Genomic DNA, 11575 nt, shown 5'->3' on the forward strand with positions numbered 1-11575 from the left:
CCGGACCCGGCCGCCGCCCCGGCCGCGGACCTCAACCCCGGCCGCGCCTACCTCGCCGGACGGCGCCGGATGCGCCGCACCGCCGAGGACGCCTGGCAGGCGGCCGGCCGGACCGCCGCCCGCCTCACCGAGACGGCCGGCAGCCTCGCCGTCGACCACGTCGCCCACCGCCCCCAGCGTGGCGACCTCGCCGGCCGGGCTCCCGGCACCAACGTCAGCAACGACACCTACCTCGTCCCCGCCGACCGCGTCGACGAGTTCCGCACCGGCGTCCTGGCGGCCGCCGAGGGCCTGCCCGGCGTCCACGTGGAAGTGACCGGCCCCTGGGCCCCGTACTCCTTCTCCCTCCCCCCGGAGCCCGCCCGGTGACCGTCACCCCGCACGCCGACCGTCCGGTCGCCCTCATCGACCTCCTCGACCGTCTTCTCCAAGGCGGCGTCGTCCTGACCGGCGACCTCGTCCTGTCCATCGCCGACGTCGACCTCGTCCGCATCGACCTCCGCGCCGTCATCGCCCCCGTCGCTGCCGCCGCCGTGGACGCCGTCGGAACCGTCGGAAACATCGGAACCGTCGGCACAGCCCACCCCGCCCCGCTCCTGTGAGGCCCCATGCCCCCGCCCCCGGAAAGCCGCGCCGCCCACCGCCTGTCCACTGATCCGGACACCGTCGAGCGCGACCTGGTCAAACTCGTCCTGACCGTCGTCGAACTCCTCCGCCAGCTCATGGAACGCCAGGCCCTTCACCGCGTCGACAAGGAGGACCTCACGGAGGATCAGGAGGAACGCATCGGCCTGACGCTGATGCTCCTCCACGACCGCATGGAAGAACTCTGCGCCCGCTACGACCTGCGCATGGAAGACCTCAACCTGGACCTGGGGCCGTTGGGGACCCTGCTGCCGCAGGCGAACGGGAGTTGACCGCTACAGCGATGAGCGTGCCCCCTCCTCACTACGACGCCGTGCTCTGCGACATCGACGGAGTGCTCCGGCACTGGCCCGCCGCCGATGCGATCGAACGGGCCCAGGGTCTGCCCGCCGGAGCCCTCGCCGCCGCGGCCCACTACCGCGAGAGCGAAGACCTGCGCCGCGTACTCGCACCACTCCTCGGCACGCCGACCCCGGACAGGCCCTAGGACCGCATCCCGAAGAGAACCCGGGTCACGCGAGTGTGACGCACCAGGAACTCGTAGGCGGCCAGGGTGAGGGCCAGGGAGACGGTCACGATGACGGCGTACTCGACGGGGATCGGGGCGCTCCAGCCGACGACGAAGTACGCGACGGCGACGACGACGGGCTGGTGCAGGACGTAGATCGGGAGTGCCGCGGCGGCCAGGTAGGCGTGGGCGCGGCGTCGGGAGACCGAGGGCTGCCGCTCCGGCGGCTGGGTGGTGGCCCGGGTCGCGCGGCGGCGGTCGACGTGGCCGAGGATGGCGACGACCAGGCACCAGCCGGCCGCCCCGAAGAGCGCACGGATCGCGATGCTCAGGGCGGTCATCTCGGTGAAGGGCTCGTCCGCGACGGCGAAACCCGGGCCGCAGAGGGCGAACAAGCCGGCCCCGAGCCAGCCGGCCGGCACCGCGGCGCGGCGCATGGCGGTGCGGAATCGGTCGTCGGCGGCGAGGGCGCAGCCGGCGGCGAAGAACACCAGATAGGCCCAGCGGTGCCAGCCGGCGTAGTTCTCCTCCATGCCGGCGAAGGCGCAGAGCAGGGCGAGCGGGATCGCGGGCAGGAGGATCGCCGGGCGGACGCGCAGGGTCGCCAGCGCCACCCGGTCGGCGACGGGCCGGACCCGGTCGGCGGGAAGCACACGGAACAGGGGCGCCAGCATGAGGGAGAAGGCGAGCAGCAGGAGCACGAACCACAGGTGGCCGGTCTCGAAGTACTCGCCCTGGACGAGGAAGGGGAACTCGTCGAGTTCGACGTGCACGTCGTAGAAGCGGGGCAGGAAGGCGAGGTAGGACTCGTCGTGGCCGCGGCCCTCGGAACGGTAACGGAGCCACTGCGGCAGGGGGTTGAGGACGAGCGTGGTGAAAACCAGCGGCACGCCCAGGCGTAACAGGCGCTCCTTCACGAAGCCTGCCGCGCCGCGGCGGCGCAGCGAGTACCAGGATCCCAGGCCGGCGATGAGGAACAGCGCGGGCATCGCCCAGACGACCGCGAACCCGGCGGCGATCAGGATGACTTCCGTGGTCTCGGAGTTCTTGACGTAGTAGTCGTCGTCCGTCGCGAAGACGAGCGACGAGTGGAAGAAGATCAGCCCGAGCACCACGAGCAGCCGGATGGCATCGAGCTCCGGCCGCCGCTCCGGCAGTGCTTGCCGTACTGGTTCGATACGACGCGCCATGGCCGGTGCTCCTCCCCCGCAACGGTCTGCGTCACCAGTGTTGGGGGCGAGCGCGGCGAACACCATCCCCCTGCCGACCGCGCGACGGCGTCACACGAGGCGGTTACTCGGCACCTCTGCGGATGGCCGACAGCAGGCGCCGCATGCCCACCACGTGCCCGCCCGTCCCCATGAGGAGCCGTCGGTAGAGGCCGCCGGCGAGGCCGGGGAAGGCGGCCCGGCTTTCGGCGCGCAGCCGTGATCGGCCCGGACCGATGTGTTCGAGGCGGAAGATCAGGGCGTAGGACGAGAAGCGGTGGCGCCCCTGGAGGACCAACTCCCGTCCCGGGACCGCGGCCGCCACCCGGAAGCCGGGGAACGTCGAGCCCTCGGCAGGGGGCCGTGGCCCCGATGCTGTGCGGTCGTCAGCTCCGACCAGTCTCGCGTAACCGGCCGCACCGGGACGTGAGAAGGACCGGTCCAGTGTCTCGCCCAGACTGCGCCAGACGTCATCGACCTCTGCCGCGATGACCGTCGCGTGCTCGTCGAGATACGGCAACGAAGCGATCTGCATCTCAAGCCTCCCCGTGAGGCCCGATCGTAGGCGACCGAGTCCCGTGGCACACACGTTCCAGCCACCTCGCGTGGGAGCGCTTCCATGGCGGTCGTGTCCATGCCACGATGCCCGGCGGGGGCTCCGTTCCGGAGAGGGACACATCGTGAGGATTCCACGCACACGCACGCTCGTCGGCGGCATGATCCTGGGGTTGATGGCCGTCGGTGCCGTCGCCGCGCCGCCGGCACCGGCACCCGCACGGGCCACCGCCGACTCGATACAGGCCTCCAGGCTGACATCCACGCAGACATCCACGCAGGCCACCGAGCAGGCGGCGCAGAACCCGGCCAATGCGCCGAAGAACACCGCGAGTTCGCTGCCCAGCTCCTTCACGTGGTCGTCCAGCGGCCCGCTGATCTCACCGAAGCCGGACGCCACCCACCCGATCGTCTCGGTCAAGGACCCGACGGTGTTCCGGTACAAGGACAAGTGGCACGTCTACGCCACGACCGCCAACACATCCGGGGCGTGGAGCCTCGCGTACACCAGCTTCGCCGACTGGTCGCAGGCCGCCTCCGCGCCGCAGACGTTCCTCGACACCAACCCCAACATCGGCAACCGGTACGCCGCCGCGCCCCAGGTGTTCTACTTCGCGCCCCAGAAGCTGTGGTACATGGTCTACCAGACCGGTCCTCCGTCGTTCTCGACGACCACCGACCCCATGCGGCCCGAAAGCTGGAGCGCGCCCCGCACCTTCATGGAGACCGAACCGCCGGTCGTCACACAGAACAAGGGCAACGGCGCCTGGCTGGACTTCTGGGTGATCTGCGACAAGACCGACTGCTATCTGTTCTTCTCCGACGGCAACGGCCACCAGTACCGGTCGCGCACCACGGTCGCGGAGTTCCCGAACGGCTTCCGCGACACCACCATCGTGCTGTCCGAGCCCAACCGCTTCGACCTCTTCGAGGCCGGCAACGTCTACCGCCTCGGCCACAGCGGCAGGTACTTGATGCTCGTGGAGGCCCTGGCCACCCAGTCCGACTGGCGACGGTACTTCCGCGCGTGGACGGCCGACAGCCTGGGCGGCGCGTGGAAGCCGCTGGCGGACACCGAGGCGAACGCGTTCGCCCGGTCCAGCAACGTGACCTTCGCACCGGGCGTACCCGCCTGGACCAAGGACTTCAGTCACGGCGAGATGATCCGCGACGGGGTCGACCAGACCCTCACCATCGATCCGTGCCGCCTCCAGTACCTCTACCAGGGCATGGATCCGGGTGCGAGCGGTGACTACTCCCAACTCCCCTGGCGGCTGGGCCTGCTCACCCAGACCAACTCCGCCTGCTGAACGACTCCCCGCAAGAGCCGCGACCAGGAAGGGACATGGAGTGTCCTCCACCACCCCCCGCAACACCGCGAAGAGACGCTTACGTTCGGTGCTCGTCGCGCTCCTCGGAGCGCTGGTGCCGTTACTGGCGGCCACGTTCCTCACCGCGCCCGCCGCTTCGGCAGCTCCCGCCGCCGCTCTCACCGAGGTCACGAACTTCGGCGCCAACCCCAGCAATCTGCGCATGTACGTGTACGTGCCGAACAACGTCGCCCCGAACCCGGCGGTCCTGGTGGGCGTGCACTGGTGCACGGGCTCCGGTCCCGACTTCTACAACGGCACCGAGTACGCCTCACTGGCCGACCGCTACGGGTTCATCGTCGTCTACCCGTCCGTCACCCGGAGCAGCAAGTGCTTCGACGTCTCCTCCCCCGAGGCGCTGCGCCGCGGCGGCGGCAGCGACCCGGTGGGGATCAAGTCCATGGTCGACTGGGTCACCCGCACCTATGACGCGGACACCGACCGGATCTACGCCACCGGCGTCTCCTCCGGCGCGATGATGACCAACGTCCTGCTGGGCGACTACCCCGACGTGTTCGCGGCGGGCTCCGCGTTCTCGGGCGTGCCGTTCGGCTGCTTCGCCACCACCAACGGCTCGGAGTGGAACAGCGACTGCTCGAACGGCAACATCACACACACACCGCAGCAGTGGGGCGACCTGGCCCGCGCCGCCTACCCCGGTTACACCGGACCCCGGCCGCGGATGCAGATCTGGCACGGCACCGAGGACGACGTCCTGCGCTACCCCAACTTCGGGGAGCAGATCAAGCAGTGGACGAACGTGCAGGGTGTCAGCCAGACGCCCGCCCGCACCGACTCGCCCCAGGCCAACTGGACCCGCACCCGCTACGGCTCCACCGGTGACCGGGCTCCCGTCGAGGCCATCAGCCTCCAGGGCGTCGGGCACAACCTGATCGCCGGCGGCATGGCGGCCCGCGTCATCACGTTCTTCGGTCTGGACAGCACGGGCCCGGCACCCCAACCCCAGCCGGGGGCCTGCCGGGTGGCGGTCACCACGAACGCCTGGAGCACCGGCCTGACCGCCTCCGTGACGATCACCAACACCGGCACGACCTCCGTCAACGCCTGGCAGCTGGGCTTCACCCTGCCCTCCGGGCAGAGCATCACCAACGGCTGGGGCGCCACGTACAGCCCCGCGAGCGGAGCCGTGACGGCCACCAACGCCACCTACAACGGCACGATCGCCCCCAACGCGAGCGTCACCATCGGCTACCAGGCCAGTCACACGGGCACCACGGCCGCTCCCGGTGGCTTCGCTCTCAACGGCAAGGCGTGCACGGTCACGTGACCGCCGACGCCTGACCGCCGACGCGTGACCGCCGACGCCTGAAGCACCGTCACCCCAGAGGCCCAGAGGAAGGCACCGTGCCCGTGAAGCCGTCGAGAAGAGTGCCGTACGCCGCCCATCTGATCGCGGTGGCAGCCTTCGTACTGGGCCTCGTCCTCACCGTCGTCTCGACGTCATCCCCGGTGGGGGCCGAGGACATGAGCGGAGAATCCGCGTCCGGTACATCCGGCAGGTCCGGCACGTCCGGCCCCCACTGGGTGAACACCTGGACGGCGATGCCGCAGCTGACCGAGGTTCACAACATGCCTCCCCCGCCGTTCACCGGGGAGGATGCCGTCCTGGTCGACACCACACTGCGGCAGACCGTTCGCGTCACCACCGGCGGCGGGCGCATGCGGCTGCGGTTCTCCAACGCCTTCGGGGACACCCCGCTGCCCCTCACGGCGGTGTCCGTGGCGCTCCCGCTCGACGGGCGGGCCGGAGTCAGCGCCATCGAGCCGGGCAGCTCACGCCCGGTGACCTTCGGCGGACGGGCGTCCGCGACCGTCCCGGTCGGGGCCCAACTGGTGTCCGATCCGCTGGACTTCGGCCTCCGGCCGGGATCCAACCTGACCGTGACCACCTATCTGGCCGAGGGCCAGGCGTCCCTCGCGCTCACGTCGCACCCGGGCTCCCGCACCACCTCGTACCTCCAGAACGGCGACCACACGCGGGAGCGGGATCTGCCCGGAGCGACGCCCGTCGACCACTGGTACCTGCTCAGCGACGTCGAGGTGCTCTCCGGTGCCGGCACCGCGGCGGTCGCCGTCGTGGGCGACTCGCTGACGGACGGCCGCGGTTCCACCACCAACGCGAACGACCGCTGGCCCGACCAGTTCCTCGACCGGCTCCGGGCCCGGCCCCGCACCGCCGATGTCGCGGTACTGAACCAGGCGGCCGGCGGCAACCGCGTCCTCAACGACGGACTGGGTCCCAACCTCCTCGCCCGTCTGGACCGGGACGTCCTGGCCCGCAGCGGAGTCTCCTGGCTGATCGTCTTCGAGGGCGTCAACGACATCGGCACGGCCGCGGCCACCCCGGCCGCCCAGCGGCGCGTCACCGCCGACCTGATCACCGCGTACGAGCAGATCATCGTGCGGGCGCGCGCCCAGGGCATCCGCGTCTACGGAGCGACGCTGACACCGCTGGGCGGCAACGTGCCCTACGACGACCCCGCCGGGCACCGCGAGGCGGCGCGGCAGGAGGTCAACACCTGGATCCGCACCAGCGGCAGGTTCGACGCGGTCATCGACTTCGACCGCGCCGTCCGCGACCCGGCCGACCCGGCGCGCCTGCACCCCGACCTCCACACCGGCGACTGGCTGCACCTCAACCCCGCCGGCTACCGCACGCTGGCCCTGGCTGTCCCGACCAGGCTCTTCCATTCCTGAGGATCCCGCTCCGAACCGGCCTGAGCCGGTCCGAGGTCGAAGCGGAATCATGTCCTCAACTTGCCAGGGCGCGTACGGAACTTGTCGGCATGCGCAGTGGACGTCGCGCGCTCTCGTTCGTGAACCGTACGGCCGCGTAGCGTCACTGACCGTATTGGTATCGGCGTTCGATCATGCCACTCGGCCCGCTCAGGTGTTCGCGTGGTTCGAGTATCGGGAGGCTTCCATGGCAGAGCAGGGCTCCATCGTCATCGATCCGTCCGGCCGTGACATCCACGGCGAGGCGGCGCGCATACGCGCACACGGACCGGTGACACGGGTGGAACTCCCCGACGGCGTGGAGGCGTGGGCGGTCAGCAGTACGGAACTGCTGAAGCGGCTGCTCACCGATCCCCGGGTGTCCAAGGACCCGCGGCAGCACTGGCCCGTCTGGATCGACGGGAAGATCTCCCCGGAGTGGCCGCTGTTCACCTGGGTCGCGGTGCAGAACATGTTCACGGCGTACGGCGGTGAACACAAACGGCTGCGCACGCTCGTCGCCAAGGCGTTCACCGCACGGCGAACGGCCGCGCTCCAGCCCCGTGTCGAGGAGATCACCAAGGACCTGCTCGACGGGATCGAGGAGGCCGGCCGGAGCGGCGGGCCGGTCGATCTGCGCGAGGAGTTCTGCTACCCGCTGCCCATCCGCGTGATCAGCGAATTGTTCGGGCTGCCGGAGGAGAAGGGCGCCGAACTGCGGGCCGTCGTGGACAGCATCTTCCACACCTCGGCCACGCCGGAGGAGGTGACCGACACCTACGCCCGGATATACGCCGTCTTGAGCGAACTCGTCGCCACCAAGCGGGCGTTCCCCGGCGACGATCTGACGACCGCGCTGATCACGGCCCGTGACGACGAGGGCGACACCCGGCTCAGCGAGCAGGAGCTGCTCGACACTCTGGTGCTGATGATCAGCGCGGGCCACGAGACCACGGTCAACCTCATCGACAACGCCATCCACGCCCTGCTCACCCAGCCCGAGCAGCTCGCGCACGTGCGCGCGGGCCGCGCCACGTGGGACGACGTCATCGAGGAGACCCTGCGGGTCCAGGCACCGGTCGCCAGCCTGCCCCTGCGGTACGCCGTGGAGGAGCTGGACCTGGGTGAACTCGGCGGCCCGGACGGGATGGTGATCGGCAAGGGCGAGGCGATCCTCGCCGCGTACGCCGCCGCCGGGCGCGATCCCGTGAGGCACGGGGAGGACGCCGACCGTTTCGACGTCACCCGGCTCGACAAGGAGCACCTCTCCTTCGGCCACGGCGTGCACTTCTGCCTCGGCGCCCCGCTGGGCCGCCTGGAGGCCCGCATCGCACTCCCGGCACTCTTCGACCGCTTCCCCGACCTCCGACTCGCCGTGCCGGACGAGGAGTTGACCCCGGTGGAATCCTTCATCTCCAACGGCCACCACACCCTCCCCGCACACCTACACCCCGGAGCCTGATCACTCCGGGCCCACGCGCCGCATGGGCGGACAGGCACCGAGGCGGGGGCGGAAGGCGGCCGCCGCCCCCGGCGCCCAGCGGACACCGGGTCGCTCAAGCGGCGCGCCGCCGCTGGGGGAACCCCATCACTCCCCGCGCCACCACGCCCGCAGTCGGGCCCAGGCGCCGGTCGGGCGGGTGGGTGTCGGGGCGGGGGACGGTGCCTGCGTGTTCGTGGGGGGTGGGGGCGGGTCGTGTCGTGGGTCGTGGGGAGCGGGGGCGGGCCTTGGTGTGGGGTCCGCGGTGAGCTGTGGGAAGCGCACCGGCAGTGAGGCCAGCGCCCGGTGGAACGGACCGGGCCGCCAGACGAGTTCGTCGACCGGTACCGCCAGCTCCACGTCCGGCAGCCGGTCGAGCAGCTTCTCGACCGCCACCGCCGCGATCAGCCGGGCCGGGCTCTGCGCGGGACAGTTGTGCGGCCCCGCGCTCCAGGCCAAGTGGGCACGGTTTCCGGCGCGCTGGTCGGACGTCGTCAGGGCCGGGTCCGTGTTGGCCGCGGCGAGGCTGACGACGAGAGGGTCGCCCGATCGCAGCAGCCTGCCTTCGTACACCACGTCCCGAACCGGGTAGTGCACGGCGTAGTTGGCCATCGGCGGGTCGGCCCACAGGACCTCGTCGAGGGCGTCCTCGACCGGCAGACTGCCGCCGCCCAGGCTGCCCGCGAACCGGTCGTCGGACAGCAGCAGCCGCAGGCTGTTCGCGATCAGGTTCTGCTGGGGCTCGGTGCCGGCGCCCATGAGGACGACGAGTTCGTGGATCATCTCCTCGTCGGTGAGCCCGGCCGGGTGGGCCATGAGCCACGACGTCATGTCCTGGCCCGGCCGCGCGCGCTTGAGCGCGATCAGGTCGAGAAGGGTCTCGGTGAGTATCGCGTTCGCCTTCTCCGCGTCCACACCGTCGAAGATCCCGGACATGCCCTCGACCAGACGTTCACCGAGGTCGGGCGGGCATCCGAAAAGACGGTTGAACACCAGCAGCGGCAGGACCTGGGCGTACTCGCCGAGGAGATCCGCCTCGCCGCGCGGCGCGATCCGGTCGATGAGCAGATCGGCGGACCGCTCGACGTATCCGCGCAGCGTGTTCGGCTCGACGCGCGCCAGGCTGTCGGTGATGGCCCCACGCAGCCGGCGGTGCTCCTCGCCGTCGGTGAACAGCGCGTTCGGCCGGTACATCATCATCGGCACGACCGGGCTGTCCATGGGCACGGTGCCGTCGGCCAGGTCGCGCCAGCGGCGGGGGTCCTTGGAGAAGGTCTCCGGACTGCGCAGGACGTGCAGGGCGGCCTCGTAGCTCGTGACGAGGGTGGCCCGGACGCCGGGGGCCAACTCGACCGGGGCGGTGGGCCCGTGCGTACGCAGCCTGCGGTAGGCGGCGGCCGGGTCGTCCGCGAAACCGGGGCCGTACATCGGCTCGTGGAAGGGGCAGCCCTGGGGCGGGTCGGGGGCTTCGGAGGTCACACGTGCTCCAGTTCGCTGTCACTGGTGTCGCTGGTGCGGTTCAGGAGGTACTCGACGAGGGCGATCAGCGCGTGGGTGGAGGAGATCCGGTCGCGGGCGTCGCAGCGTACGAGGGGTGTTTCGGGGAGCAGGTCCAGCGCTTCGCGGATCTCGGCGAGATCGTGCCCGGGGGCGTCGTCGAACTCGTTCAGGGCGACCGCGTACGGCAGGCCGAGCTCCTCCAGTACGCCCATGACGTCGAAGGACTGGCCCAGGCGACGCGTGTCGGCGAGGACGAGCGCGCCGAGTGCTCCGCGGGTCATGTCCTGCCACAGCTGGGTGAAGCGCTGCTGGCCCGGGGTGCCGAAGAGATAGAGCACCAGGCTGTCGTTGAGGGTGAGCCGGCCGAAGTCGAGGGCGACCGTGGTGGTCGTCTTCGCCTTCGTACCCGCCAGATCGTCGACGAGCGCGCCCGCCTCCGTCATGACCTCCTCCGTACGCAGCGGCCGGATCTCGGACAGCGCGCCGACGAACGTGGTCTTGCCGACCGCGAAGTGCCCCACGACGAGGATCTTGGCGGCGGTCTGCACGCTGCTCGGGAGATGGACGTCCCCGGATGCGACATCCTCGGATGCGACGTCTTCAGAGGCGGGCGCGGAGCCCATCGAGAACCTCCTGGAGTATGCGGGCCTCGGTCGGCCGGGCGGACGGGATGGGGGCGCGGGTGACGATGTGCCCGCTGTCCATGAGGTCGGCGATCAGCACCTTGGTGACGCTGACCGGCAGCGACAGATGACCGGCCACCTCGGCGACCGACAGCGCGCCGGGCCGGCACAGCTCCATCAACGCCCGCTTCTCAGGGCTCAGTCCGGTCAGGGGCAGATCGTCGGCGGCGATCAACAGGGTGACCAGGTCCAGGGTGTTGCGGGAGGGCTGGGAGCGGCCGTCCGTGACGACGTACGGCCGCACCAGCTTGTCTCCCGAACGCCTCGGCCGCCCGCCGGACGCTGTCATGCGGGGCTGCCGGTGTCCCGCCGGGCCGGGCTGATCAGCACCTGGCCGAGCCGGTCGACCAGTTTGTGCATGCGGTACGAGACGGCCTCCATGTCCACGTGCTCGGTCGTGGACACCGCGAGATAGGCACCCTCCCCGGCGGCGACGAGGAAGACGTATCCCTGCGCGAACTCGATCAGGGTCTGCCGCCAGGGGGTGTTCGGGGCGCCGCAGAACTCCGCCGTACTGCGGCTGATCGACTGGACGCCGGAGAGTCCCGCGGCGAGCCGCTCGGCGTCGTCCCTGCCGATGTCCGCCGAGTGGGCCCGCAGCATGCCGTCGGCCGAGAGCAGGATCGCGTGGCGCGCCTCAGGGACCTTCAGCACCTCATCGAGCATCCAGCCCAACTCGTTGTTCGTGGGCTCGATCATCCTCGGGTGTTCCCTTCGTCTGCGTGGGGGGTGCCGGAAAGGTCCGGTACGTCGTCCAGGGCGGCGCGGCCGTGGCGGGTGCCCCGCGCGAACGCGCCGAGGCGGCGGGCGGTCTCCTCGGCCGTGCGCGCGGCGGAGTCGTCGAGTGGCGGGGGCGCGTGCTCTTCGGCGGCGGGCCGCTGCTGCGGGGC

The 11575-nt window shown here is 70.9% G+C and carries 14 protein-coding genes; 8 read left to right on the plus strand and 6 right to left on the minus strand.

Annotated elements, in window-relative coordinates; all coding sequences use genetic code 11:
* The 4 genes from FE633_RS46060 to FE633_RS47985 form a co-directional block, all read left to right on the plus strand.
* Positions 1-369: GvpL/GvpF family gas vesicle protein (locus tag FE633_RS46060; RefSeq protein WP_171060405.1), on the plus strand; the 369-nt coding region annotated here is incomplete at its 5' end.
* Positions 366-602 carry a gas vesicle protein gene (locus FE633_RS46065; protein WP_138051124.1) on the plus strand — a complete coding sequence of 79 codons (237 nt, stop codon included), beginning with the start codon at positions 366-368 and terminating at the stop codon, positions 600-602. The genes FE633_RS46060 and FE633_RS46065, both read left to right, overlap by 4 nt.
* 6 nt (positions 603-608) lie before the next feature.
* A complete protein-coding gene (locus tag FE633_RS46070) occupies positions 609-917 on the plus strand; it encodes a gas vesicle protein K (RefSeq protein WP_138051125.1) in 309 nt (102 codons plus the stop codon).
* 17 nt (positions 918-934) lie between these two features.
* Complete coding sequence (locus FE633_RS47985) at positions 935-1132, plus strand: hypothetical protein (protein WP_212747356.1); 198 nt, start codon at positions 935-937, stop codon at positions 1130-1132.
* On the opposite strand, the gene FE633_RS46080 is transcribed toward FE633_RS47985, so the two are convergent.
* Together FE633_RS46080 and FE633_RS46085 are read right to left on the minus strand one after the other, a co-directional pair.
* Positions 1129-2343 carry an acyltransferase family protein gene (locus FE633_RS46080; RefSeq protein ID WP_138051126.1) on the minus strand — a complete coding sequence of 405 codons (1215 nt, stop codon included), beginning with the start codon at positions 2341-2343 and terminating at the stop codon, positions 1129-1131. The genes FE633_RS47985 and FE633_RS46080 overlap by 4 nt on opposite strands.
* 103 nt (positions 2344-2446) lie before the next feature.
* Positions 2447-2896 (minus strand): hypothetical protein, encoded by a 450-nt coding sequence (locus tag FE633_RS46085; protein ID WP_138051127.1) that lies wholly within the window; start codon positions 2894-2896, stop codon positions 2447-2449.
* A 145-nt stretch (positions 2897-3041) separates the two neighbouring features.
* Here FE633_RS46085 and FE633_RS46090 point away from each other — a divergent pair, with 145 nt between their 5' ends.
* From FE633_RS46090 to FE633_RS46105, 4 genes are all read left to right on the plus strand, one after another.
* On the plus strand, positions 3042-4226 hold the full coding sequence (locus FE633_RS46090; protein ID WP_246114148.1) for a glycoside hydrolase family 62 protein: 1185 nt from the start codon (positions 3042-3044) through the stop codon (positions 4224-4226).
* A gap of 40 nt (positions 4227-4266) precedes the next feature.
* Positions 4267-5574 carry an extracellular catalytic domain type 1 short-chain-length polyhydroxyalkanoate depolymerase gene (locus FE633_RS46095; protein ID WP_246114149.1) on the plus strand — a complete coding sequence of 436 codons (1308 nt, stop codon included), beginning with the start codon at positions 4267-4269 and terminating at the stop codon, positions 5572-5574.
* 197 nt (positions 5575-5771) lie between these two features.
* Entirely contained in the window at positions 5772-7004 is a 1233-nt protein-coding gene (locus tag FE633_RS46100) for an SGNH/GDSL hydrolase family protein (protein WP_138051133.1), read from the plus strand.
* A 226-nt stretch (positions 7005-7230) separates the two neighbouring features.
* Positions 7231-8484 (plus strand): cytochrome P450 family protein, encoded by a 1254-nt coding sequence (locus FE633_RS46105; protein ID WP_138051129.1) that lies wholly within the window; start codon positions 7231-7233, stop codon positions 8482-8484.
* Between the two features lie 126 nt (positions 8485-8610).
* Here the strand turns inward: FE633_RS46105 and FE633_RS46110 are convergent, their stop codons facing one another.
* From FE633_RS46110 to FE633_RS46125, 4 genes are read right to left on the minus strand one after another with little or no spacing between them, the layout of a single operon-like run.
* A complete protein-coding gene (locus FE633_RS46110; protein WP_138051134.1) occupies positions 8611-9930 on the minus strand; it encodes a cytochrome P450 in 1320 nt (439 codons plus the stop codon).
* Positions 9931-9977: 47 nt separating this feature from the next.
* A complete protein-coding gene (locus tag FE633_RS46115; protein ID WP_138051130.1) occupies positions 9978-10625 on the minus strand; it encodes a GTP-binding protein in 648 nt (215 codons plus the stop codon).
* Entirely contained in the window at positions 10603-10974 is a 372-nt protein-coding gene (locus tag FE633_RS46120) for a DUF742 domain-containing protein (RefSeq protein WP_171060406.1), read from the minus strand. The genes FE633_RS46115 and FE633_RS46120 overlap by 23 nt, the downstream gene beginning before the upstream one ends.
* Positions 10971-11384, minus strand: coding sequence for a roadblock/LC7 domain-containing protein (locus FE633_RS46125; RefSeq protein ID WP_138051131.1), 414 nt, complete (start codon positions 11382-11384; stop codon positions 10971-10973). The genes FE633_RS46120 and FE633_RS46125 overlap by 4 nt, the downstream gene beginning before the upstream one ends.
* Positions 11385-11575: the final 191 nt, after the last annotated feature.

It is taken from the genome of Streptomyces montanus (genome assembly GCF_005786655.1).
In the GTDB taxonomy this organism is placed as follows: domain Bacteria; phylum Actinomycetota; class Actinomycetes; order Streptomycetales; family Streptomycetaceae; genus Streptomyces; species Streptomyces sporangiiformans.

Coding starts and splice junctions, on each gene's coding strand:
- FE633_RS46115 (WP_138051130.1), bottom strand. CDS start 10,625: ATGGGCTCCGCGCCCGCCTCTGAAGACGTCGCATCCGAGGATGTCGCA.
- FE633_RS46120 (WP_171060406.1), bottom strand. CDS start 10,974: ATGACAGCGTCCGGCGGGCGGCCGAGGCGTTCGGGAGACAAGCTGGTG.
- FE633_RS46080 (WP_138051126.1), bottom strand. CDS start 2,343: ATGGCGCGTCGTATCGAACCAGTACGGCAAGCACTGCCGGAGCGGCGG.
- FE633_RS46085 (WP_138051127.1), bottom strand. CDS start 2,896: ATGCAGATCGCTTCGTTGCCGTATCTCGACGAGCACGCGACGGTCATC.
- FE633_RS46125 (WP_138051131.1), bottom strand. CDS start 11,384: ATGATCGAGCCCACGAACAACGAGTTGGGCTGGATGCTCGATGAGGTG.
- FE633_RS46100 (WP_138051133.1), top strand. CDS start 5,772: ATGAGCGGAGAATCCGCGTCCGGTACATCCGGCAGGTCCGGCACGTCC.
- FE633_RS46070 (WP_138051125.1), top strand. CDS start 609: ATGCCCCCGCCCCCGGAAAGCCGCGCCGCCCACCGCCTGTCCACTGAT.
- FE633_RS46105 (WP_138051129.1), top strand. CDS start 7,231: ATGGCAGAGCAGGGCTCCATCGTCATCGATCCGTCCGGCCGTGACATC.
- FE633_RS46110 (WP_138051134.1), bottom strand. CDS start 9,930: ATGTACGGCCCCGGTTTCGCGGACGACCCGGCCGCCGCCTACCGCAGG.